Annotated in this window: 21 protein-coding genes and 1 pseudogene; 10 read left to right on the top strand and 12 right to left on the bottom strand. The window is 69.8% G+C overall.

The window, feature by feature from the left end; genetic code table 11:
• Positions 1-46: 46 nt before the first annotated feature.
• Positions 47-1390, top strand: coding sequence for a VanZ family protein (locus tag OHB13_RS17100; RefSeq protein ID WP_328377696.1), 1344 nt, complete (start codon positions 47-49; stop codon positions 1388-1390).
• A gap of 266 nt (positions 1391-1656) precedes the next feature.
• Here OHB13_RS17100 and OHB13_RS17095 read toward each other — a convergent pair whose 3' ends face one another.
• The 3 genes from OHB13_RS17095 to OHB13_RS17085 form a co-directional block, all read right to left on the bottom strand.
• The gene (locus OHB13_RS17095) at positions 1657-2121 is read right to left on the bottom strand and encodes a BP74-related protein (protein ID WP_328377695.1); all 465 of its coding nucleotides are present in this window, start codon (positions 2119-2121) and stop codon (positions 1657-1659) included.
• Positions 2122-2369: 248 nt separating this feature from the next.
• Positions 2370-2840, bottom strand: a complete 471-nt coding sequence (locus OHB13_RS17090; RefSeq protein WP_266855474.1) for a hypothetical protein — start codon at positions 2838-2840, stop codon at positions 2370-2372.
• Positions 2841-3046: 206 nt separating this feature from the next.
• Positions 3047-3493, bottom strand: coding sequence for an ATP-binding protein (locus OHB13_RS17085; RefSeq protein WP_328377694.1), 447 nt, complete (start codon positions 3491-3493; stop codon positions 3047-3049).
• A 240-nt stretch (positions 3494-3733) separates the two neighbouring features.
• Here OHB13_RS17085 and OHB13_RS17080 point away from each other — a divergent pair, with 240 nt between their 5' ends.
• From OHB13_RS17080 to OHB13_RS17070, 3 genes are all read left to right on the top strand, one after another.
• Entirely contained in the window at positions 3734-4585 is an 852-nt protein-coding gene (locus tag OHB13_RS17080; protein WP_328377693.1) for a DUF5753 domain-containing protein, read from the top strand.
• 13 nt (positions 4586-4598) lie between these two features.
• A complete protein-coding gene (locus OHB13_RS17075) occupies positions 4599-4793 on the top strand; it encodes a DUF397 domain-containing protein (RefSeq protein WP_266860931.1) in 195 nt (64 codons plus the stop codon).
• Between the two features lie 314 nt (positions 4794-5107).
• Positions 5108-5479, top strand: a complete 372-nt coding sequence (locus OHB13_RS17070; RefSeq protein WP_328377692.1) for a hypothetical protein — start codon at positions 5108-5110, stop codon at positions 5477-5479.
• 55 nt (positions 5480-5534) lie between these two features.
• On the opposite strand, the gene OHB13_RS17065 is transcribed toward OHB13_RS17070, so the two are convergent.
• Positions 5535-6341, bottom strand: coding sequence for an SDR family oxidoreductase (locus OHB13_RS17065; RefSeq protein WP_328377691.1), 807 nt, complete (start codon positions 6339-6341; stop codon positions 5535-5537).
• 98 nt (positions 6342-6439) lie between these two features.
• On the opposite strand from OHB13_RS17065, the gene OHB13_RS17060 reads away from it, so the two are divergent.
• Positions 6440-7057: a TetR/AcrR family transcriptional regulator gene (locus OHB13_RS17060; protein ID WP_328377690.1), complete on the top strand. Its 618-nt coding sequence runs from the start codon at positions 6440-6442 to the stop codon at positions 7055-7057.
• A 36-nt stretch (positions 7058-7093) separates the two neighbouring features.
• Here OHB13_RS17060 and OHB13_RS17055 read toward each other — a convergent pair whose 3' ends face one another.
• A complete protein-coding gene (locus OHB13_RS17055) occupies positions 7094-7528 on the bottom strand; it encodes a hypothetical protein (protein ID WP_328377689.1) in 435 nt (144 codons plus the stop codon).
• Positions 7529-8328: 800 nt separating this feature from the next.
• Between OHB13_RS17055 and OHB13_RS17050 the strand changes: the two genes are divergently transcribed.
• Positions 8329-8499, top strand: coding sequence for a hydrophobic protein (locus OHB13_RS17050; protein WP_266855480.1), 171 nt, complete (start codon positions 8329-8331; stop codon positions 8497-8499).
• Positions 8500-8879: 380 nt separating this feature from the next.
• Positions 8880-10148 carry an LmeA family phospholipid-binding protein gene (locus OHB13_RS17045; RefSeq protein ID WP_328377688.1) on the top strand — a complete coding sequence of 423 codons (1269 nt, stop codon included), beginning with the start codon at positions 8880-8882 and terminating at the stop codon, positions 10146-10148.
• A gap of 91 nt (positions 10149-10239) precedes the next feature.
• On the opposite strand, the gene OHB13_RS17040 is transcribed toward OHB13_RS17045, so the two are convergent.
• The 6 genes from OHB13_RS17040 to OHB13_RS17015 form a co-directional block, all read right to left on the bottom strand.
• Positions 10240-11643: a sensor histidine kinase gene (locus OHB13_RS17040; protein ID WP_328380311.1), complete on the bottom strand. Its 1404-nt coding sequence runs from the start codon at positions 11641-11643 to the stop codon at positions 10240-10242.
• A 56-nt stretch (positions 11644-11699) separates the two neighbouring features.
• The gene (locus OHB13_RS17035) at positions 11700-12431 is read right to left on the bottom strand and encodes a response regulator transcription factor (protein ID WP_328377687.1); all 732 of its coding nucleotides are present in this window, start codon (positions 12429-12431) and stop codon (positions 11700-11702) included.
• Between the two features lie 52 nt (positions 12432-12483).
• Positions 12484-12789, bottom strand: a complete 306-nt coding sequence (locus OHB13_RS17030; protein ID WP_328377686.1) for a hypothetical protein — start codon at positions 12787-12789, stop codon at positions 12484-12486.
• Between the two features lie 78 nt (positions 12790-12867).
• Positions 12868-13953 (bottom strand): S1C family serine protease, encoded by a 1086-nt coding sequence (locus OHB13_RS17025; RefSeq protein WP_266855484.1) that lies wholly within the window; start codon positions 13951-13953, stop codon positions 12868-12870.
• 184 nt (positions 13954-14137) lie between these two features.
• On the bottom strand, positions 14138-15160 hold the full coding sequence (locus OHB13_RS17020) for a LacI family DNA-binding transcriptional regulator (protein ID WP_266855485.1): 1023 nt from the start codon (positions 15158-15160) through the stop codon (positions 14138-14140).
• A gap of 36 nt (positions 15161-15196) precedes the next feature.
• Entirely contained in the window at positions 15197-15988 is a 792-nt protein-coding gene (locus OHB13_RS17015; protein ID WP_266855486.1) for a response regulator transcription factor, read from the bottom strand.
• A 231-nt stretch (positions 15989-16219) separates the two neighbouring features.
• On the opposite strand from OHB13_RS17015, the gene OHB13_RS17010 reads away from it, so the two are divergent.
• The gene (locus OHB13_RS17010; protein ID WP_328377685.1) at positions 16220-17134 is read left to right on the top strand and encodes an alpha/beta hydrolase; all 915 of its coding nucleotides are present in this window, start codon (positions 16220-16222) and stop codon (positions 17132-17134) included.
• Positions 17135-17146: 12 nt separating this feature from the next.
• On the opposite strand, the pseudogene OHB13_RS17005 reads toward OHB13_RS17010, so the two are convergent.
• A pseudogene (locus OHB13_RS17005) lies at positions 17147-17626 on the bottom strand (serine hydrolase); the annotation flags it as partial.
• 143 nt (positions 17627-17769) lie between these two features.
• On the opposite strand from OHB13_RS17005, the gene OHB13_RS17000 reads away from it, so the two are divergent.
• Positions 17770-18024 (top strand): MoaD/ThiS family protein, encoded by a 255-nt coding sequence (locus OHB13_RS17000; RefSeq protein WP_266855489.1) that lies wholly within the window; start codon positions 17770-17772, stop codon positions 18022-18024.
• A gap of 9 nt (positions 18025-18033) precedes the next feature.
• On the top strand, positions 18034-19455 hold the full coding sequence (locus tag OHB13_RS16995; RefSeq protein ID WP_328377684.1) for a hypothetical protein: 1422 nt from the start codon (positions 18034-18036) through the stop codon (positions 19453-19455).
• Positions 19456-19615 lie beyond the last annotated feature (160 nt).

The raw sequence follows: 19615 nt of genomic DNA, 5'->3' as shown, positions 1-19615 counted from the left end.
CCGTCCGGCTATACACACAGTGTTTAGAGGATCGTATAGTCTCCGCATGGTTTCTGTTTACCTGTTGCCGGTGAAGACGGCCGCGGCGCTCTTCCCTCTCCTGGCCCTGGTGTTGTTCCTGCCGACGGCGGTCGTCCTGTACCGGCGGCACGGCGTCATGTCGCAATGGCGCGTGATGTCGCTCCTTGGCTTCCTGTATTACGCGATCTCGGCCCTGTGCATGACGATCGTGCCGCTGCCCAAGGAGACGCAGGGCATGTGCCGGAGGTTCGCCGCGGTCGCCCATCCGCAGTGGATACCGGGCAACACCTTCGGTGACATCTGGAAGGACGCGCACCACAAGGTCTCGCTTGGCGCATTGGTGTTCCACAACCCAGCGGTGGCCGGTGCGCTGCTGAACCTGGTCATGCTGGTGCCGCTGGGTGCCTTCGTCCGCTATCACCTGCGGCGCGGCATCGCGGCGGCGGCGGTCGCGGGCTTCGGCGCCTCACTGTTCTTCGAAATCACGCAGGGCACCGCGCTGTGGGGTATCTACCCGTGCCCCTACCGGCTGTTCGACGTGGACGACCTGCTGATCAACGCCGCGGGAGCACTGGTCGGCTGGTGCGTGGCCGGACCGCTCGCCCGGGTGCTGCCGACACTGGACACGCCGGAAGAGAGGGTGGGTGAGCGGCGGCTCGTCCCCGTCGGTCAGCGGCTGGTGGCGCTGCTGGCCGACCTGGCCGGGGCCGCGGCCGTGATCGCCGCTGCGGTCCTGGCCCTGATGTACGCCGGGCAGCAAGGCTCTGAGGTCCTGCCGCCGGTGATGGCCGTGGCCCTCCCCGCCTACTTCGTCGTGGTGCCCTGGCTGATCGGGGTGACCCCGGGCAAGCGGCTGCTCCTGCTCCGGCTCGTACCGGTCGGAGAAGACGGCAAGCCCGCGCTGTGGCGGCTCGTTGTACGCGCGGTGCTGCTGGGCGTGGTCGCCCTCCCGCTGGTGGCGACCTTTGTGGCGGCGTCGCTGGTCCTGCTGGACAGGCCCATGGGGCTGCTCCGCCAGGTCACCCAGGCGGGCGTGCATGATGTCTACTGGCTGCTGATCGGCCACTTCCCGCAGATACTGCTGGCTACCTTCGTCTGCGGCTGGGTAGGCGCGTACGTACTCCTGGCCCGACGCCGGGCGCCTCAACTCTGGTTCCACGAACTGGCCTCCGGGGTGCGGACCGTGGCATCGCCGCGCGCCCGCACCAGCACCCGCTCGGAACATCCGGACGGCCTGCAGGTCACTGAACCGGACGACACCACCGGCCGACCGGACGCCGACTCCACGCGGTTGCCGAATCCCAGGACCGGCCGGCCGGCACCGGCCGCGGAGGAAGAGCCGACGCCGGAATCAGCCCGGCGTTCATGAACAAGCCCGGGTTCAAGAACGCGTCCAGCCCTGTCGGCCACTTGCCCTGGACGAGCCGACCACCACTCTCCGAGGGCGTCCGTGTGCTCGCACGACGGCAGGGTTGACGACGGGGCCGGGCCCCAACAATGCCGGTGGGCGGGCTGATTCCAGTCCACTTTGTAACCGTCGCCTGGAACAAGTACGGCGTCACGGTGAGCGAGTCGTCGAAGGTGCCCGGACCGACTAGGCAGACGGGGGCCGCAGCCCGTGGCGGGAGAGCGAGATCAGGGCGCGGGGACTTCCTTCGTGATGTGCGAGGACCAGGGGCACCAGACCAGGCCCGGGAGGAACGCCCCGCCCGCCTCGTCCAGGTGCTCCTCGACGTACGCGGGGTGCGCGTCGCAGACCTCGATGGCGTAGTCGAAGAAACTGATGGTGTCCGGGCGGAGGTTGTAGCTCCAGCGGGGGTTGTACGGCGCGGGCCGCTTGTCGATCCGCCCGATGACGTGGGGCCTCTCGGTCGTCGCGCCGCTCGCCAGGTCGCGGGCGTGCTGGATTTCCTCGGGCTTGGTCAGCTTGATGACCCAGGTGTTGCGGTAGTCATGGTCATTGGCCACCTCGAAGTAGGCGGCGTCGCCTGCTGCGGCACGGGTGGTGGCGGTGTCCGGCTGGGCGGTGGCGGTGGCGGCGCCGGTGAGGGTGAGCATCAGGGCCGAGGCAAACAGGCCGATCTTGGTGACACGTCGCATGGTGCAGAGGTCCTTCCGGGAAGCACGGCCGTCCACACGGCCGTTGCGTCACTGAAAGTAGCGGACTTGCTACGTAAAGTGAGCAAGGTGTGGATCTTGGTCCGGTGGTGTCGGCGAGGGGCCGGCGTCCCGGCGCTCGGTTCTCGGTGTGCGGTTGGCGGGGCGGAGACCCGACGGGCCCTGACGGCTCGCCGCCCCTTCTTCATTTCGGCTGTCAGCCTTCAGCTCCCGGGTCGGGAACTGTCAGGTCAGTCACCCGTGTTGGTCGCCCAGACGGGGCGGTGCTCGTTGTTGTAGATGACGACGTTGCCGTCGTCCTGGATGGCCAGGTAGGCGCCCTTGTGCCAGGTGCCGGACGCCCACACGGGCTCATTCGCGGAGTTGTAGACGACGAAGTTGCCGTCCTCCTGGAACACGGCGCAGTTCCCGTGCGACCAGGTGTGGGGCGCCTGCCAGGCCGGGTGGCCGTCCTTGTAGAGGACGAAGTTGCCGTCCTCCTGCATGCGGAGGATGGTCCGGCCGTTGCCCGACGTCCACGCACCGTTCTTACAGATCTGCGCGCGCGGCCGGATGATGGTGTCACTGGTGGGACGCGCGGCGGCAACCTTGGCCGCTCCGGCCTGGCTTGTGGTCAGGGCGGGAGCCGCGAAGGCACTACCCGCACCGAGGATCAGCGAGGCCGATACGGCCGCGACACACAGAGAATTACGGAACTTCACCAGATGCTCCTTGGCGCTGACGGGTCACTTGAATAAGTAACCCTCCGTAGCCATAGGTATACAGATCGACTGCTTCGAGCAGAAGATCAGCCCGGGGCATCCACTCCAACGAGCTACGGAGTCGGCCTGCGTTGCCGACTGCACGCGCCGGAGCGTCGCATCGGTCCGAGTATGGGAAAACAGCAGGTGAGGAGGGGCGCGCGGCGCTATCGAGGCTCGCCGGTCCCGGCCCTGGCGAGCGTGAACCAGACGGCCTTGCGGTCCGGGGTGCAGCCGCCCAGGAGGGTCCATCCCCAGGCGAACGCGAGTCGGTCGAGCAGTAACAGTCCGCGCCCGCACTCCAGTTGATCGTCCGCAGGTGAGGGGGCGAGGGCGGGAAGGAACCAGGGCGCGTTGTCCGCCACGGAGACGGTGATCTGCTTGCGGTTGACGGTCGCGTACAGCTGGATCCGGGGCGTACGGGTGTGGCGATGGGCGTTGGTCACCACCTCCGCTACGCAGAGCCGCGCGTCGTCGGTGAGGTCGCGGTGACGGCTGACGGTGAGCAGCGAGGTGACGAAGTCCCGTGCGATGCGGGGTGCGTTGGCGGTGTTGGGCAGGGCGATGCGGTAGAACTCGCCGCCCTGTGGGCGGCGTGGTGCGGCGGGGGTCATGAGGGTTCTCCCTACGCGATGCGATCCGAAACGGGTGCGCCGCTCGTTGTCCGTGGCAATGGCCGGATCGGCGCGCAGGACTCAAGGCGCGCTGAAGCGGCTGCACTTCGGGCTTGTCGACGTCGATGACGACGTTAGTGCACAAGGCTAATTAGTGTGACCAAGTCGACTCATTCACTCAACGAGGTGGACTGTCGAATGGGCACGGGCCACACTGGGTTCCGACTTAAGGAGAGGTCGATGCCATCGAGGAAGGCGCCCACGGCGCGGCAGCGCCGTCTGGGCACTGAGCTGCGGAAGATGCGTGAGCACGCGGGGTTGTCGCTCGCTCAGGCCGCAGCGCTGCTCAGTACGGACCGCACTGCGATCAGCAACACCGAGTCAGGCCGATTTGGGGTCAGTAGTGAACGGGTGCGGACCTGGGCCGGCCAGTACGAGTGCCCTGACGCGGCCTATATCGATGCTCTGGCCGACATGGCGTCGGAGCGCATAAGCGGCTGGTGGGAGGACTATCGCAACGACTTCTCCAGCGGTGCGCTCGACCTGGCCGAGCTGGAGCACCATGCCGTCGGGATCCGCTCGGTGCACATCATGTACATGCCTGGCCTGCTCCAGAATGAGGACTACGCCCGTGCCGTGTTCGCGGAAGTGGTGCCGCCACTGAGTCCGGCACGGCAGCGGCGGCAGCTGTCCCATCGGCTGAAGCGTCGAGACGTGCTCGACCGTGAAGCACCGCTCGCCTGCACGTTCCTCATTCATGAGGCCGCTCTGCGGATGACGTACGGCGGCCCGAGCGTGGCCCGTAGTCAACTTGCCCATCTGCTGAAGGAATCGGACCGGGACAACGTCACTATCCGGGTGATCCCCTTCGCGGCAGGCGGTTTCCCGGAGCCCGGCAGTTCGACACAATACGTCTACGGCTCAGTCCCGCAGCTCGACACCGTTCAGATGGACACTGCGACCGGGCCTGCATTTCTGGATGCCGAGACTCGTCTCGTGAACTATCGAGCAGTGCTCGACCGGACCGAGGAGCGGTCGCTCGATCCGGAGAGTTCCCGGGACTTCATCCGAAGAATCGCACAACAAGCATGAAGGCGTGAGAACCATGGAAATCCAGTGGCGCAAGTCCTCGAAGTCGTCGGGTGCGGAGGGGAACAACTGTCTCGAACTCGCCGAGCAAGGGGGCGAGATCCTGATGCGTGAGAGCGACAACCCCGGTGTGGTCATCCACACGACCCGCGCCAAGCTGCGTGCCTTCCTCGGGGGTGCGAAGGAGGGCGAGTTCGACGACCTGGCGTGAGTCGGGCCCACTTCCGCTTCGGGCGGCCCCCACCGGCGCAGGTGGGGGCCGCCTTGTTTTGTTCCGTAGCACTCATCCGGGCGACTGGTATCACTCGTTAGACGTCAAACGCTTGATACGGGGTGGGTGCAACCGCTAGCTTCATATCGCGCCGCCAACGGGGCTACTGGTGACCTGTGTTCATGCAAAGGCGCTTCAACTCCCCTTCGGTCTGCGCCGATTGAGGGGGCAAGAAGGGGCCGCCCCCTGCCTGCAGCTCGTCACGCCGGCAGTAGGCAGGGGGCGGCCCCGACGTCGCGTCAGGAGGCCACATCATGCGTGTCGCGCACCCCACCCGCGCCTTCTGGTGCGAGCGGATCACCTACTGCACGATGGGCGCCGACGACGTTGCGGACGTGGCGCGGTACGCGGCCACCGCACCGGCCGAGGCGATCCGCCGTATCCGAGCGGACGTACGCGAGCTGGCGCACGCCCTTCCGCCCATCGAGCGCCACCGCGCGCTGAGTTGGGTCGACGGAGGTGGCTGTGTCGGTGCGATCGGCGCACTGCACCGGGGTGAGCCGTGCGGGTTCTCGCTGAGTCACCGGGGGCGGTGGATCGAGTGGTCCGTGCGCCCGTACCTGGAATTCCGTGTCGACGGCGGGGCGCTGATCCCCGTCCTGGGCGGCACGTGCGGGCCGTACTGAGGTGGGCCGGTCCGGCATGGGAGCGGTTACGGGCAAGGCTCCCGGGGCCGACTGCTCAGGTGAGGGTTTCGCCGCCGTCGACGGTGATGACCTGGCCGGTGACGTAGGTGTTGGCCATGAGGAAGAGGGCCGAGGCGGCTGCTTCCTCAGCGGTGCCGAAGCGGCCGAGGGGAGTGGTCGATCCGGCGGTGGCGATCGCGTCGTCGGAGTCCAGGCCCGGCAGCGAACGCAGCAGCGGTGTGTCTATCCGGCCGAAGCGGACGGTGTTCACGCGCAGCCGTGCGGGGGCCAGCTCCACGGCGAGAACCCTGGTGAGGGTCTCCACAGCACCGGCCACCGACAGCGGGGCGGCCATCCCGGGCACGGGGCGGACCACGAGGATCCCCGAGCTGAACGTGAGCGAGCCTCCTGCCGGAAGCCGTGTCGCCGCCGTGCGGGCGGTGGTGAAGGCCGCCTGGAGCCGGGAGTCGAAGGCCGTGCGGATGTCATCGGCCGACAGTCCGGTCAGGGGGCCGATGCCGTTCATGCCTCCCGCGGTGACGAGCACATGGTCGACGTGACCCGCCCTGTCGAAGGCATCGGCGAGGGTCCGCTCGTCGCCGCCGTCGCCGGGAACGGCCAGCACGGCATCGTCGGGAGCCCCGGCCGGGCTTGCGCTGTGCAGCCGGTGGACGGCGGCCTTCAGCCGGTCGGGGTCGCGGCCGACCAGCACGACACGGGCGCCGACCGAACGCAGCAGGGTGCCCGCCGCCAGGCCGATTCCCGAGCTTCCGCCGACGAGGACGACAGTCGTACCGGAGAGGGCGCTCGGCAGCGGCGAGCGAACGGGGATGGGGGTCGGGACGGGAGTCGCAGTGCTCATGGGAGAGCCTTCCGTGAATAAACCATCTGGTTGTTTTACTCTTGTGTTCATACTGCTGCCTGGACAGGGAGCAGTCAACCGGATGGTTTAATTTGTTCATGGCCTATGACGCGGAAGACACCAGGCGGCGCATCTTCGCCGCCGCCGTCGCCGAGTTCGCCGAGCACGGTCTGGCGGGGGCCAGGGTCGACCGGATCGCCAAGGCCGCCAGGGCCAACAAGCAGGCCATCTACCTGTACTACGGCAGCAAGGAGAAGCTGTTCACCGCCATCCTGCGAGCCAAGCTGGAGGAGGTCCGGCTCTCCGTGTCCGTCGATCCCGACGCGATGGCCGAGGTGGTCGGGCAGCTCTTCGACTGGTACCAGGAGCACCCGGAGCTGATCAGGCTGCTGCTGTGGGAGGCGCTGGAGGCGGGCGACGAACCCGAGAGTGAGCAGGAGCGCCGGGACGGTTTCCGCGAGAAGGCTCGCCATCTCGTGGACGGAGGCGTGGCCCGTCATCTGCCCGAGGACGCCCGGGTCCGCGCTGCCCAGGACCTGCTGTTCACCATCATGGGGCTGATCGCGTGGAACTTCGCGGTGCCCAGGATGGCCCGCATGGCTCTGGACGAGGAGACCGACGAGGCCGCCTTCGCCCGCCGCCGCGAGACAGTGATCGAAGCCGCCCGCACACTCGCCGCCAACGCCGGACGCCCCCGGGGCGGGGTCTCGGAGTAAGGGCCGGAGCAAAGGGCGGGGCAGAGAGGCGCGCGGTCATGGCCGGCGGTCGGGTCGGCCGCGTTCCGTTACCGCCGCCACCGCCGTACCGGTCGGGACCTCAGCAGGCTGTCGGGCCGGACGCAGGGCGGTCACCAGCAGGGCTGCTCCGGAGAGTGCGATCAGCATGGTCCAGGCCGCGCTGACGTGCATGGCGTGGATGAACGCGTTGTCGGCAGCGTGTGCCAGGGCGGGCTGGTGGGTCGCGGCGGCGGCGTGACGGGCCTGTTCCGCGGAGACCTGCGCCTGGTCCCGTACCGGGCGGGGCTGATCGCGCAGCGAGGCTTCGATCCCGCGGCGATACACGATCGACATGATCGTGCCGCCTGCCGCGATCCCGAGCAGACTGCCGGTCTGCCGCACGGTGTTGATGACGGCTGATCCGGCGCCGGCCCGTTCCAACGGCAGGGTGCTCATCAGCCCTGCGGTCACCGGGCCGATCACCATGCCGATCGAGAGGCCCTGGATCAGATACGCGATCTCGTTCCGGGCGAGGGGGGGTGTGCAGCCCGAAGAACATGGTGGAGCCCATGGCCAGTCCTGCCGTGGCCAGCGCCGTCGCGGTGACGGGGCGCAGTGCCCAGCGACGGGACAGCCGGACGCCGAGCGGCGCTCCCCCGATGGCGCCGAGCGCGGTCGGGGAGAAGGCCAACCCGGCCTGGAGCGGCGAGAAGCCACGTGCGCCTTGCAGGTAGAAGGCGCCGTAGAAGCCGGCGGCGGTCATGGCGAAGAGCAGCAACCCGAGTGCCGCGTTGCCGCCGCCGAACATCCGCTGGGCGAGCAGCCGGGGGTCGAAGCTGGGCTGCCGGGTGCGCAGTTCGACGCGTACGAAGGCGGCCAGCGCGCCTGGCCGATGCCCGGATCGCCGTCGCCCGCCGTGAAGCCGAGCTGGAAGCCGCGTTCACGGCGGAGCAGCGAGGTGCGATCCGCGACTGGCTGGACGGCGTATCCGATGCCTGCCGCTGAGCCCCTGGCGCTTGAGCCCCTGGCCGAGACCCGGCCCGGCGTAGTGCCGCCGCGCTCTCGATTCGTCGCTTTTCCGTAGGGTTCTTCTTCGTTCCTCTTCGAGTCCTATTGATTTTCCGTCGGGGAATTGTGGCGCTGAGAGGCGTACTGAGAGTTGCGTTGAGGGACGTGCCGAGAGGCTGGGAAAGTTACTGTCGGGGACTTTCCGGAGCTTCGAGGAATGAAGCAGTGATGTCGGGGCACTCGATGCTTCGGAGGTTAAAAAAATGATTCCTGTTCTTCTTGTTCTTGTCCTTGCAGTGATCCTTTTCGGTGCTGGTTTCGCCGTCCAGGCCCTGTGGTGGATCGCCGCTGTCGTGCTGGTCGTGTGGCTGCTGGGATTCGTCATCCGTCCCGCGGCGAGCGGTGGAAAGCGCAGTCGCTGGTACCGGTGGTAGACGGCGCCCGCCGGACAGAGTGACGCGTTGGTTTCCTCGGCAGGGAATGTGTGAAGTGTCGCGCGGCGGGGCACCCGGTGTTCCGGAGATCATTTCGCCGCTATCGGTGAATGTTTTCCCGGACTTCTGGTCCGGGGTCGCAGTAATTCGAATGAGGGAGCAGTTATGTGAGTGACAGCATCCGGGGCAGCCCGAAGCCGCGGCCGCCCCAGGCTCACTGTGTCCCTTCACCGAAGCGGGGCGGCCAGACTTTTTCTGGCCGCCCCGCTTCGGGCTGTGACCGGCCTAACATCCGGCGGTAGCCGACAAAGGGTGCAAAGCAGGGTGCTACCCCCGGTACGACTTGCGTTCGGGGGGCGCACGCGTGGTGGGATGAGCCGATGCGACCCCCCACACGCATACCCCCGCATCCGCGTAATCCCTACGACGAACTGGCACAACTCCGCGATCCGGAGCCGGGCTTCGAGCCGTACGGCTACGACGAGCACGACCCCCTCGGGCTGGGGCTGAAGTCCGATGGCGACGAAGCCGACGGTTACGACGAAGCCGACGGTGTCGCCGGCGAGAGCCGTGACGACCCCGATGACCGCTGGTCGCCGCCCAACCACCGGGCCCGGCGCCGGTTCGCCGCCGTGTCCACCGTGGTGAAGGTCGCCGTCGCCGCCCTGGTCTGCACCGGATTCCTCTTCCTCGCCGACCGGTTCGCCGAGCTGTACGCGCAGAACAAGGCCGCCGAGAAGCTCCAGCAGTCGATGCACCTGGTGACCAGACCGGAGGTCGACATCCACGGCTTCCCGTTCCTCACCCAGGTTCTCGACAAGCACCTCGACCGGGTCGACGTGGCCGTCCCCGACGTCCCGGCCGACCGGGTCTCCCTCGCGGAGGTGCACGCCACCGCCAAGGACATCCGGATCAACGGAGACCTCCCCAGCTCCATCAAGGGCGCCGTGGTCGGCTCGATGGACGGCGACGTCTTCCTCTCGTTCGAGGACATGAACCGCGAGCTCGGCGCCTCCCAGGTCAAGTTCACCGACGAGGGGCACGACTCGATCAATGTCCACGGCGGCCTGCCCGTGGCGGGCACCGAGGTACGCGTCCAGGCCAAGGCACACGTCCAGCGGGACGGCGGCCGGGCGGTCTCCACGACGGTCGACCACATGCGGATCGAGGTGCCCGGCATCGCGACGTACACGCCCGGCAAGGACCGCGCGCACTCCGGGCTGCGGCTCGCCCCCGAGGCTGCCGCCCGGATCGCCCGCGAGGAGAGCCACATCAAGGCGCTGCTCTCCGTACCGTCCATCGTCCAGCGCATCGGCGTACCGCAGAAGCGCGTACAGCAGGCGTTGCAGAGCGACGACCAGCTGCACAAGCTGACCGGCACACCGCGCTTCGCCCACCAGCTGATGCAGGTCAACCTGGTCGACGAGGTCGTCGCCCACCCCTGGCTGCTGCAGAAGGCGGGCATCGACCCCAAGCTGATCGCCGCCGTGATGAGCCTTCGCCCGCCGGAGCTCTCCAGTCAGTTCTCGCTCTCCTTCAAGCTGCCCAAGGCGCCCGGCGACATCAGCCTGCGCCATGTGGTGGTGGAGAAGGACGGGATCAGGGCGGACCTGGCGGGCTCCGGCCTGCACTGGGGCAAGCAGCGCTGAGGACGGGCGGGGCCCCGGTCGCCCGATGGCGGAAGGACCGGGGCCCGGTGGGGTGACGTCCGGTGGCGCGGAGCCCGGTGGGGCGGGCGCCTCACGCCTCTGCTGAGGGCGGCGCGTCCGGCGGTGGTGTCGCGGCGCCCGGGATCCGGATGACCGCCTCGGTGCCGCCGCCCGGCGCGGGGTTGAGCTCGATGTCGCCGCCGGACTGCTGGACCGTACGGGCCACGATGGAGAGGCCGAGGCCCGAGCCGGGCAGGGAACGGGCCGACGAGGACCGCCAGAACCGCTCGAAGACGTACGGGAGGTCGTCGGCGGGGATGCCGGGGCCGTGGTCCCGTACCGTCAGCCGGCCCTCGCCCAGGGTGACTTCGATGGTCCCGCCGGGCGGGCTGAACTTCACCGCGTTGTCCAGCACATTGATCACGGCCCGCTCCAGCGCGGCCGGTTCGGCCTGTACGTACCAGGGCCCGAGGTCGGCGGTGAAGGTCAGCTCCGGGCCGCGTAGCACCGCCCGGTCCAGCGCCGACTGCGCGATGTCGTGCAGCGCGACGACGTTCAGGGTCTCCGGCGCATGGGTCGCCTCGTGGCGGGACAGCTCCTGCAAGTCGCCGATGAGCGCGGCCAGTTCGGTCATCTGCGCCTTGACCGAAGCCATCAGGGCCTTGCGGTCGTCGGGCGGGATGGGGCGGCCGGTCTCCTCGCTGCGGGCGAGCAGCTCGATGTTGGTACGGAGCGAGGTGAGCGGGGTGCGCAGCTCGTGCCCGGCGTCCGCGATGAGCTGCGCCTGACGGTCGCGGGATTCGCCGAGCGCGGCCGTCATCGAGTTGAAGGACCGGGAGAGCCGGGCGATCTCGTCCTCGCCCTCGACCGGGATCCGTACGGTGAGGTCCTCCGTACGGGCCACGTGCTCGACGGCCTCGGTCAGTTCGTCGACCGGTTTGAGCCCGGCCTGCGCGATCCACAGGCCCGCCGCGCCCGCCCCGATGACACCGACACCGGAGACAGCGAGAAGCAGCAGGGCCAGTTCGCTGAGGGTGCTGCGGGTGTCCGCCAGCGGGTAGGCGACCATCTGCACGATGTCCGGGTAGGGCACTCCGGGCTGGTAGAGCACGTGCGCCGTGAGGATGCGGACGGCGTGCCCGTCGGAGTCCGTGCCGTTGCGGTATCTGGGCAGCTTGGTGTTGCCGGCTTTCGCCAGGGAACGGTCGTCGGCGGTGACCTTGATGGTGCCCGCGCCACCGCGCACACAGATGGTGCCGTCCGACTGCACGAGCTGCGCGTAGTACGGGGAGGTCTGCTGGCCGAAGTTGCCGGGCGGCTCCGGTGCGCGGCAGTCGTTGAGGTTGTTGCGCAGGGTGGTGGGGGAGACGGTCTGGGTGTAGATCTGCCCGGCGAGCTTCGAGTCGATCTCGTCGTACAGCTTCCCCTGCACCAGGAACCAGCAGATCACCGAGACCACGGCCACCGCGAACGCCACCGCGGCCGCCGTCAGCATCGCCAGCCGGGAGCGCAGCGGAAGCCGCCGGAACCAGCGCACGGGCTGGGGGAAGCTCACTCGGCGCTCCCGGTCCGCAGCGCGTACCCCACGCCCCGCACCGTGTGGACCAGACGCGGTTCACCGCCGCCCTCCGTCTTGCGGCGGAGGTACATCACGTACACGTCCAGCGAGTTGGACGACGGCTCGAAGTCGAAGCCCCACACCGCCTTGAGGATCTGCTCGCGGGTGAGCACCTGGCGCGGGTGGGCCAGGAACATCTCAAGCAGCGTGAACTCGGTACGGGTCAGCTCCACCCGCCGCTCACCACGCGTCACTTCGCGCGTCGAGAGGTCCATCCGCAGGTCGGCGAAGGACAGCACGTTGTCGTCGGGGACCTCGCCCGCGGCCGCCGTGTACGAACTGCGCCGCAGCAGCGCGCGGATACGGGCGAACAGCTCGTCCAGTTCGAACGGCTTCACCAGGTAGTCGTCGGCGCCCGCGTCGAGTCCGGTGACCCGGTCGCCGACGGTGTCACGGGCGGTGAGCATCAGGATCGGGGTGGTCGACCCCGACGCCCGCAGCCTGCGGGCCGCGGTCAGGCCGTCCATGCGGGGCATCTGGATGTCGAGGACGATGAGATCCGGCGCGTACGGGGCCGCCTTCGTCAGCGCGTCCAGACCGTCGACGGCGACCTCCGTCCCGTACCCCTCGAAGGCGAGACTGCGGCGCAGCGCCTCGCGTACGGCGGGCTCGTCGTCGACGATCAGGATGCGCTGCTGGTCGTGGCCGTCCTCGGCGGGGCTCATCGGCTCTCTGTCCTCGTTTACTGGGGGGCGTCGGTCTTCGGCGTGGCGTCCCTCAGCCTCGCACGGCCGACCGTCGGCGGCGCGCGGCACGCCCCTTGGAGCGCGCGGGGGAGGGGGCGGAGGAGGCGGAGGCGCGCACCTCGGGGGCCCGTGCCGCTGCTTCCTGTCCGGTCTTCCCGCTCTGGTCGGTCTTTCCGGCCTGCTCGGTCTTTCCGGCCTGGTCTGCCTGGGACTGGGCCAGCGCGAGGGGGAGCCCCAGACCGGCGGGGTCCGCCCAGGAGATCGCGGTGAGCAGGGCGTGCCTGGCTCGGTTGATGGTGATGGTGACGGTGGCGGTGCCGTGCGGAGTTGCGGTCACGGGGTCCTCCTGGGTGGCGCCGGCGCGAGTGCTGCGCCGACTGGTGGTGCTGGGTGGTGCTGGCTCACGCGGGTCGCACTAGTTGCTGTTGCTGCCGCCCGCGCGCAGGTGGGCGAGGTCGGCCTTGACCGTGTTGATCGGGATGGCGAAGCCGAGGCCCACGCTCCCGGCGTCGCTCGAACTGTCGCTGCTCTGCGAACTGGCCGAGTACATCGCGGAGTTGATGCCGATGATCTCGCCGTCCATGTTGATCAGCGCACCGCCGGAGTTGCCGGGGTTGAGCGAGGCGTCGGTCTGGAGCGCCTTGTACGTGGTGGTGGAGTTGCCGGTGTCGCCGTTGAACTGCCGCCCACCGAACTGGAACGGCCAGTTCCCGTCGCCGCCGCCCTGCTGCCCGTAGCCCTGCCCCTGGCCGTCCTGGCCCTGGCCCTGGTCCTGGCTCTGCCCCTGGCCCTCTTCCTTGGCGACGGTGACATCGCGGTTCAGCGCCGAGATGATGCCGCTGGTGACGGTGCCGGTCAGGCCCTCGGGGGAGCCGATCGCCACGACCTGGTCGCCGACGGCGACGTTGGACGAGTCACCGAGCGAGGCGGGCTTGAGGCCGGACGCGCCCTGCACCTTGATGAGTGCCAGGTCCTTGCCGGGGTCGGTGCCGACCACCTTCGCCGTGTACGTCTTGCCGTCGCTCAGGGAGACCTTGACCGTGTCGGCACCCGAGATGACGTGGTTGTTGGTGACGATCTCACCGGCGGCGGTGACGATCACGCCGGCCCCGGTGGACTGACCTGCCGTGGAGGTCGCCTTGACCTCCACGATGCTCGGTGAGACGGCCTGGGCGACACCGGAGACCGTGCCCTTGCTCGACTGCGAGACGGTGGTGCCGCTGACGGTGCCCGCGGGGTTCGCGCCGTTGCTGCCGTTGTCCATCAGGGACTCGGCGAGCGCCGCCGAACCGCCGCCGACGACCGCGGCGATGATGGCGACGGCGGCGAGGAGAGCGATCGGCCGCTTGGCGCGCCTGGAGGTCACGTGGTCCGCCGGGGCGGCCGGAGCCGGCGGCGGCCAGGCCGCTGACGGCTGGTGTGCGGGCGGCGGCGGGAAGGACCGGGCCGCGTACGCATCGTCCTGCTGCGGGTTGGGGTACTGCTCCGGGTTCTCGGTCATGTCTCATAGCCTTGCCACCGACCATGAGAGTTTCCTGAGTGCCCGCTGAGAAGCCCGACAGAACCCCGTATGCCCGATATAAAGGCCCGACGGGCCTGTGCGCGGGCGGGGTTGGGTGTCAGGGCCGGGCGGTCAGGATCCGGCGTCAGGACCGGGTGTCAGGACCGCGCATCAGGACCGGGCGTCAGCCGCAGCCGCAGGACCTGCGCACGACGAGCGCCGACGGGAACTGCTTCAGCCGCTCCCGCCGCGACCCCGCGACCCGGAGCGCGTCGTCCAGTACGAGATCGACCGCGGAGCGCGCCATCGCCGGGCGGTCCGAGTACACCGTCGTCAGCGGCGGGTCCGTGAGGGCCGCTTCCTTGACGTCGTCGAAGCCGGCCACCGCCAGCTCGGTGGGCACGTCGATCCGCAGCTCACGGGCGGCCCGCAGGACACCGATCGCCTGGTCGTCGGTGGAGCAGAAGATCGCCGGGGGCCGGTCGGGGCCCGCCAGCAGCTTCAGCGCGACCTGGTACGCGTCGTAGCGGTTGTACGGGGCCTGGAAGAGCCGGCCGTCGACGGAGCGGCCGGACTCCTGCATCGCGCGCCGCCAGCCCTCGACGTGGTCGGCCACCGGGTCGCCGACGGAGGGCGTCGATTCGAGGCCGCCCAGGCAGGCCACGTACGCGTAGCCGTGCTCCAGGAGGTGGCGGGTGGCGAGCTGCGCGCCGCCGATGTCGTCCGTCACGACGGCGACGTCGTCGATGGCCTCGGGCCGCTCGTGCAGCAGCACCACGCGGGCGTCCCACGCCTCTATCTCCGCGGCGGCGCGCTCGCTCATGCCCTGGCTGACCAGGATCAGACCGGAGACCCGCATCCCGAGGAAGGCCCGCAGATAGTGGACCTCGCGCTCGTCGACGTAGTCGGAGTTGCCGACGAGCACCATTTTCCCGCGCTCGGATGCGGCCTGCTCGACGGCGTGCGCCATCTCCGCGAAGAAGGGCTGCCGGGCGTCCGGCACGATCATCCCTATGAGATCGGTGCGCCGTGAGGCCATGGCCTGCGCCACCCGGTCCGGCCGGTACCCCAGCTCTTTGATCGCGTTGACTACCCGCTCGCGCGTGGCCGGGGCGACCGGCCTCGGTCCGTTGTTGATGACATAGCTGACGACAGCGGTCGAAGTCCCCGCCAGTCGCGCCACATCGTCCCGCGTCACCTTGGCCACGCGCGGCAGTCTACGCGGATGGACCTGCCGTTGGACCTACCGTTTTACGGGCCGGACGGCAGCCTCCCGGGAGCCCGCCGTGTCCTCCGTCCGGGTCAGTGCCCCGGAGGCCTGTTCGGCGGCCTTGGCCTGGGCTTCTTCGGCCGCGCGCTCCACCTTCTCGGGGGTGACGAAGCGGTAGCCGACGTTACGTACGGTGCCGATCAGCGACTCGTGCTCGGGGCCGAGCTTGGCGCGCAGCCGCCTTACGTGGACGTCGACCGTGCGCGTACCGCCGAAGTAGTCGTACCCCCACACCTCCTGGAGCAGCTGGGCGCGGGTGAAGACCCGGCCCGGGTGCTGGGCGAGGTACTTGATCAGCTCGAATTCCTTGAAGGTCAGGTCCAGGACCCGGCCCTTGAGCTTCGCGCTGTACGTCGTCTCGTCGACCGAGAGGTCGCCGATCCGGATCTCGGTCGGGGAGTCGTCCGATGTGATCTGCTGGCGGCCGGTCGCGAGCCGCAGCCGCGCCTCGACCTCGGCCGGGCCCGCGGTGTCGAGCAGGACGTCGTCCACGCCCCAGTCGGCCGTGACGGCCGCGAGGCCGCCCTCGGTGACGACGAGGATCAGCGGACAGCCGGGTCCCGTGGAGTGGAGCAGCTGACAGAGACTGCGGACCTGGGGAAGGTCGCGGCGCCCGTCCACGAGGATCACATCGGCACCCGGGGTGTCGATGAGAGCCGGGCCTTCGGCGGGAGCGACCCGCACACTGTGCAGCAGAAGTCCGAGGGCGGGTAGCACCTCCGTCGACGGCTGGAGGGCGTTGGTCAGGAGCAGCAGAGAACTCATCGCGCTCCACCTGCCGTGGTCGTCATACGGTCGTGCATATATCGCTCGCCCATTACGTCGGTTCCTCCTCGGTCCCTGCGAGGACGTATGTGGCACTGCTTTTTTTCTGCGCATACCCCGCGCCCGGGGTTCGCTGCGCGGCTCCGGCGGGTTTCGTATACAACCCACCGAAAGCACAAAAGGACCTGGGGGCAACTTTGCCCAGGTCCTGATCCCACCAGAATAGCCCACATGAGTTCTGCGTCAGAAGAGCCTTTCCGGAATGCCTCTGTTCCCTTGGTCACTCCGGGCGACCTCAGGGTGATCCTTCGTACCCGGGACGGAGTACCGGTCGAGGCGCGGTACGAGCCGTGTGTGAAGGGTCCGGGCGACACGGCGATCGTGGTCGCGCACGGGTTCACGGGGTCGGTCGACCGGCCCGCGGTGCGGCGCGCCGCGGGGGTGTTCGCGCAGCGTGCGGCCGTGGTCACGTTCTCGTTCCGGGGGCACGGGCGGTCGGGCGGGCGCTCGACGGTGGGCGACAAGGAGGTGCTCGACCTGGCGGCGGCGGTCGAGTGGGCCCACAGCCTCGGGCACAGCCGGGTGGTGACGGTCGGCTTCTCGATGGGCGGCTCGGTGGTGCTGAGACATGCGGCGCTGCACGGGGACGGGGCGGGGGGTGCCGGGGGTGCCGGTGTTGACGGTGGTGCGGGTGGGGCTGCCGGTACCGGCTCTGCCGGGTCGCGTTCTGCCGAGTCCCGCTCTGCCGGGTCCGTGCAGGCGGTGGCCGCGGTGAGTTCTCCCGCGCGGTGGTACTACCGGGGGACGGCGCCGATGCGGCGGCTGCACTGGGTGGTCACGCGACCGCTGGGGAGGCTGGTGGGGCGGTTCGGGCTCCGGACCCGGATCCACACGGAGGAGTGGGACCCGGTACCGCTGTCACCGGTGGACGCGGTGCCGATGATCGCGCCTGCGCCGCTGCTGATCGTGCACGGGGACCGGGATCCCTACTTTCCGCTGGACCATCCGCGGATGCTGGCCGCGGCGGCCGGGGCGGGGGCCGCGGAGCTTTGGGTGGAGCCGGGGATGGGCCATGCGGAGAATGCGGCCGGGGACGAGTTGTTGGGGCGGGTGGGGGAGTGGCTGATGCGTCCGGAAGGGGCCTGACCCGGGCCGGTCTCAAGCGTTCAGGCAATCCCGTACTGCCTCGATGAGGCGGGTCGCGCGGGCGTCGCCATAACCGATCATTTTGGTGGAGACGTAGGCGAAACCCACCCCGAATTCGTCGTCCCCGAATGCGAACTGGCCGCCCGCACCGTCGTTGCCGAAGCTCCGGGGGCCGAGCAGGGGACGCGGGGCCGTCGAGTCGAGCAGGAAGCCCGAGCCCCAGCGCTGGCCCGTGTCGAAGCCCTGCCAGGTCGGGCCCGCCGACACCTCACGTACCGCGTCCGTGACCGTGGCGGGCGTCAGCAGGCGGGCCGAACCGTCCACTTCCGTCACCGCGGCCGCGTACAGCGCGGCCAGGCCGTTCGCCGAGGAGACCGCGCCGGCTCCGGGGATCTCGGCGCTCAGCAGCTCGGGGTCGTTCCAGCCGTGGGGCTCGTCCAGTCCGGGGAAGGCGAACGCCCCGTTCATGGTCACCATGCGCATGATCAGCGATCCGGACACGCTAGGCGGCTCGGTCGGCCGGTTCCAGCGAATTCGGGGCGGGCCGGGGCCGGGGGTGCGACGGGCAGCGGCGCGGTCGCCTCTCCGCACCCGGCATCATGGACCCGCGCGACGTAAACCAATGAGGAGTACCCATGCCCGCGGGAACCATCCGCTACTGGGCCGCCGCCAAGGCCGCCGCAGGCACAGCCGAGGAGCCGTACAGCGGCGCCACCCTGGCCGAAGCACTCGACGCGGCGCGCGAGCGGCACCCCGGTGAGCTGGCGCAGGTGCTGCGGCGATGCTCGTTCCTCGTCGACGGTGATCCCGTGGGGACCCGCGGCCATGAGACGGTACGGCTTGCCGAGGGCGGCACGGTCGAGGTGCTCCCGCCGTTCGCAGGAGGGTGACCCCCCACGATGAGTGATCAGCCATATCCGTACGGGCAGCAGCAGTCGCCGCAGCAGCCCGACCCGCGGTTCTACCAGGCCCAGAACGGGCACCAGGATCCGAACGGGCACCAGGATCCGCACCCGGATGATCCGTTCAACCAGACCTGGAACGGGCAGACCTGGGACACCCAGTTCCAGCCGGTGCAGACGCCGGTGCGGCCGGACCCGGCGCAGCAGCCGCCGACACAGGACCCGTACGCGCAGCAGCAGGCCCCGTACCAGGAGGCTCCGTACCAGCAGGCTTCGCAGGACCCGTACGCCCAGCAGCAGGCTCCGTACCAGGAAGCCCCGTACCAGCAGGCCCCGCAGGACCCGTACGTGCAGCAGCCTCCGTACCAGCAGAACCAGCCGTATCAGCAGAACCAGCCGTACCAGCAGAGCCCGGCTCCCCAGCAGCCCTACGCTTCCCCGCAGAGCCCGGCGCCCCAGCAGCACGACCCGCGGCAGCCTTACACCGGGCCCGAATCCACCTACCTTCCGCCCGCGTCGCTCCCCCTTCCGCCGGAGACGCCCGCCCCCGCTCCGTACGCCGCGCGGCCCGCGCCCGCGCCCGCCGCCGCTGAGGCGCCCGCCGCGGCGTCGCCCGCCGACGGCCCCGCGTACAGCGCCCCCAGCACCGTCGGACAGGCGCGGATCACCGACGCGCAGCGGGCCCGCGCCGAGGGGCGGTCGCCGATCATCCCTCCGGGCATGCAGCCCGCCGTGCTCACGGCCGGGCTCGGGATCGTGCTCGCTGCCGCCGCGTTCGGCGGGCGGTACGCCGTGGTCGTGCCGCTGCTGGTGCTCCAGGCGGTAACCGCCGCCGGCTGGTTCCGGCTGAACGGCATGTGGCCCGCCCGGCAGGGCATCGCGCTCGCCTTCCTCGGCGGTGTTGTCGCGGACATCGCGCTGCTCGTCGCGGGCGCCGGCCACGGGCCCGCCGCGATCATCGGCACGCTCGGCGTCTGGGTGCTGCTCACGCTCGTGCTCCAGCTGCGCAGCCACGCACCGGCCGACGAACGGATGGCCGGACTGATGGCCACCATCGCCTCCTCCGCGCTCACCATCGTCGCGACGGGCATCCTCGCGGCGTCGACGGACGCGGTGACGGTCGGCTGTACGGCCGTGGCGGTCGCGGCCGTCGTCCGCGCACTCCCGCTGCCGGGCCCCGCCGGGCTCGTCGGCGCCCTGGTCGCGGCGGCGGCCGCCGGAGCCCTGGCGGGCACTGTCACCGGACTCGGGATGCAGGGCGCGCTGCTCGGGCTCGCAGGCGGCGGCTGCGCCCTGATCGGGCTGCGCGTCGCGAGCTACGACTACCCGTCCCGGTTCGTGCACATGACGGCCGGAGTGGCCCTGCCGCTCTCCGCCGCCGCACCGGCGATCTACCTCATCGGCCGACTCGTCGGCTGATCACCCCGTTAGGGCCTTTCGTTTGGATCATGCCGGGCTCGCGGGGTCTGGCACGCTCATCTGCGGCGTTGTCGTCAATCAACAACGCTCCGCGTTGCCTCAATCCTCCGCCTTGCAGCTGCACGCACCAGACCCCGCTCCCTGATCCGGCCTGATCCAA

The sequence above is a fragment of the Streptomyces sp. NBC_00440 genome, assembly GCF_036014215.1.
Classification (GTDB): Bacteria; Actinomycetota; Actinomycetes; order Streptomycetales; family Streptomycetaceae; genus Streptomyces.
This window is presented reverse-complemented; position numbering and strand designations above follow the sequence as displayed.

What these genes read in the sequence shown, in the direction of transcription:
- OHB13_RS17100 (WP_328377696.1), top strand. Translation starts at nt 47, where the DNA reads ATGGTTTCTGTTTACCTGTTGCCGGTGAAGACGGCCGCGGCGCTCTTC.
- OHB13_RS17095 (WP_328377695.1), bottom strand. Translation starts at nt 2,121, where the DNA reads ATGCGACGTGTCACCAAGATCGGCCTGTTTGCCTCGGCCCTGATGCTC.
- OHB13_RS17085 (WP_328377694.1), bottom strand. Translation starts at nt 3,493, where the DNA reads ATGACCCCCGCCGCACCACGCCGCCCACAGGGCGGCGAGTTCTACCGC.
- OHB13_RS17080 (WP_328377693.1), top strand. Translation starts at nt 3,734, where the DNA reads ATGCCATCGAGGAAGGCGCCCACGGCGCGGCAGCGCCGTCTGGGCACT.
- OHB13_RS17075 (WP_266860931.1), top strand. Translation starts at nt 4,599, where the DNA reads ATGGAAATCCAGTGGCGCAAGTCCTCGAAGTCGTCGGGTGCGGAGGGG.
- OHB13_RS17070 (WP_328377692.1), top strand. Translation starts at nt 5,108, where the DNA reads ATGCGTGTCGCGCACCCCACCCGCGCCTTCTGGTGCGAGCGGATCACC.
- OHB13_RS17065 (WP_328377691.1), bottom strand. Translation starts at nt 6,341, where the DNA reads ATGAGCACTGCGACTCCCGTCCCGACCCCCATCCCCGTTCGCTCGCCG.
- OHB13_RS17060 (WP_328377690.1), top strand. Translation starts at nt 6,440, where the DNA reads ATGGCCTATGACGCGGAAGACACCAGGCGGCGCATCTTCGCCGCCGCC.
- OHB13_RS17050 (WP_266855480.1), top strand. Translation starts at nt 8,329, where the DNA reads ATGATTCCTGTTCTTCTTGTTCTTGTCCTTGCAGTGATCCTTTTCGGT.
- OHB13_RS17045 (WP_328377688.1), top strand. Translation starts at nt 8,880, where the DNA reads ATGCGACCCCCCACACGCATACCCCCGCATCCGCGTAATCCCTACGAC.
- OHB13_RS17040 (WP_328380311.1), bottom strand. Translation starts at nt 11,643, where the DNA reads ATGCTGACGGCGGCCGCGGTGGCGTTCGCGGTGGCCGTGGTCTCGGTG.
- OHB13_RS17035 (WP_328377687.1), bottom strand. Translation starts at nt 12,431, where the DNA reads ATGAGCCCCGCCGAGGACGGCCACGACCAGCAGCGCATCCTGATCGTC.
- OHB13_RS17025 (WP_266855484.1), bottom strand. Translation starts at nt 13,953, where the DNA reads ATGACCGAGAACCCGGAGCAGTACCCCAACCCGCAGCAGGACGATGCG.
- OHB13_RS17015 (WP_266855486.1), bottom strand. Translation starts at nt 15,988, where the DNA reads ATGAGTTCTCTGCTGCTCCTGACCAACGCCCTCCAGCCGTCGACGGAG.
- OHB13_RS17010 (WP_328377685.1), top strand. Translation starts at nt 16,220, where the DNA reads ATGAGTTCTGCGTCAGAAGAGCCTTTCCGGAATGCCTCTGTTCCCTTG.
- OHB13_RS17000 (WP_266855489.1), top strand. Translation starts at nt 17,770, where the DNA reads ATGCCCGCGGGAACCATCCGCTACTGGGCCGCCGCCAAGGCCGCCGCA.
- OHB13_RS16995 (WP_328377684.1), top strand. Translation starts at nt 18,034, where the DNA reads ATGAGTGATCAGCCATATCCGTACGGGCAGCAGCAGTCGCCGCAGCAG.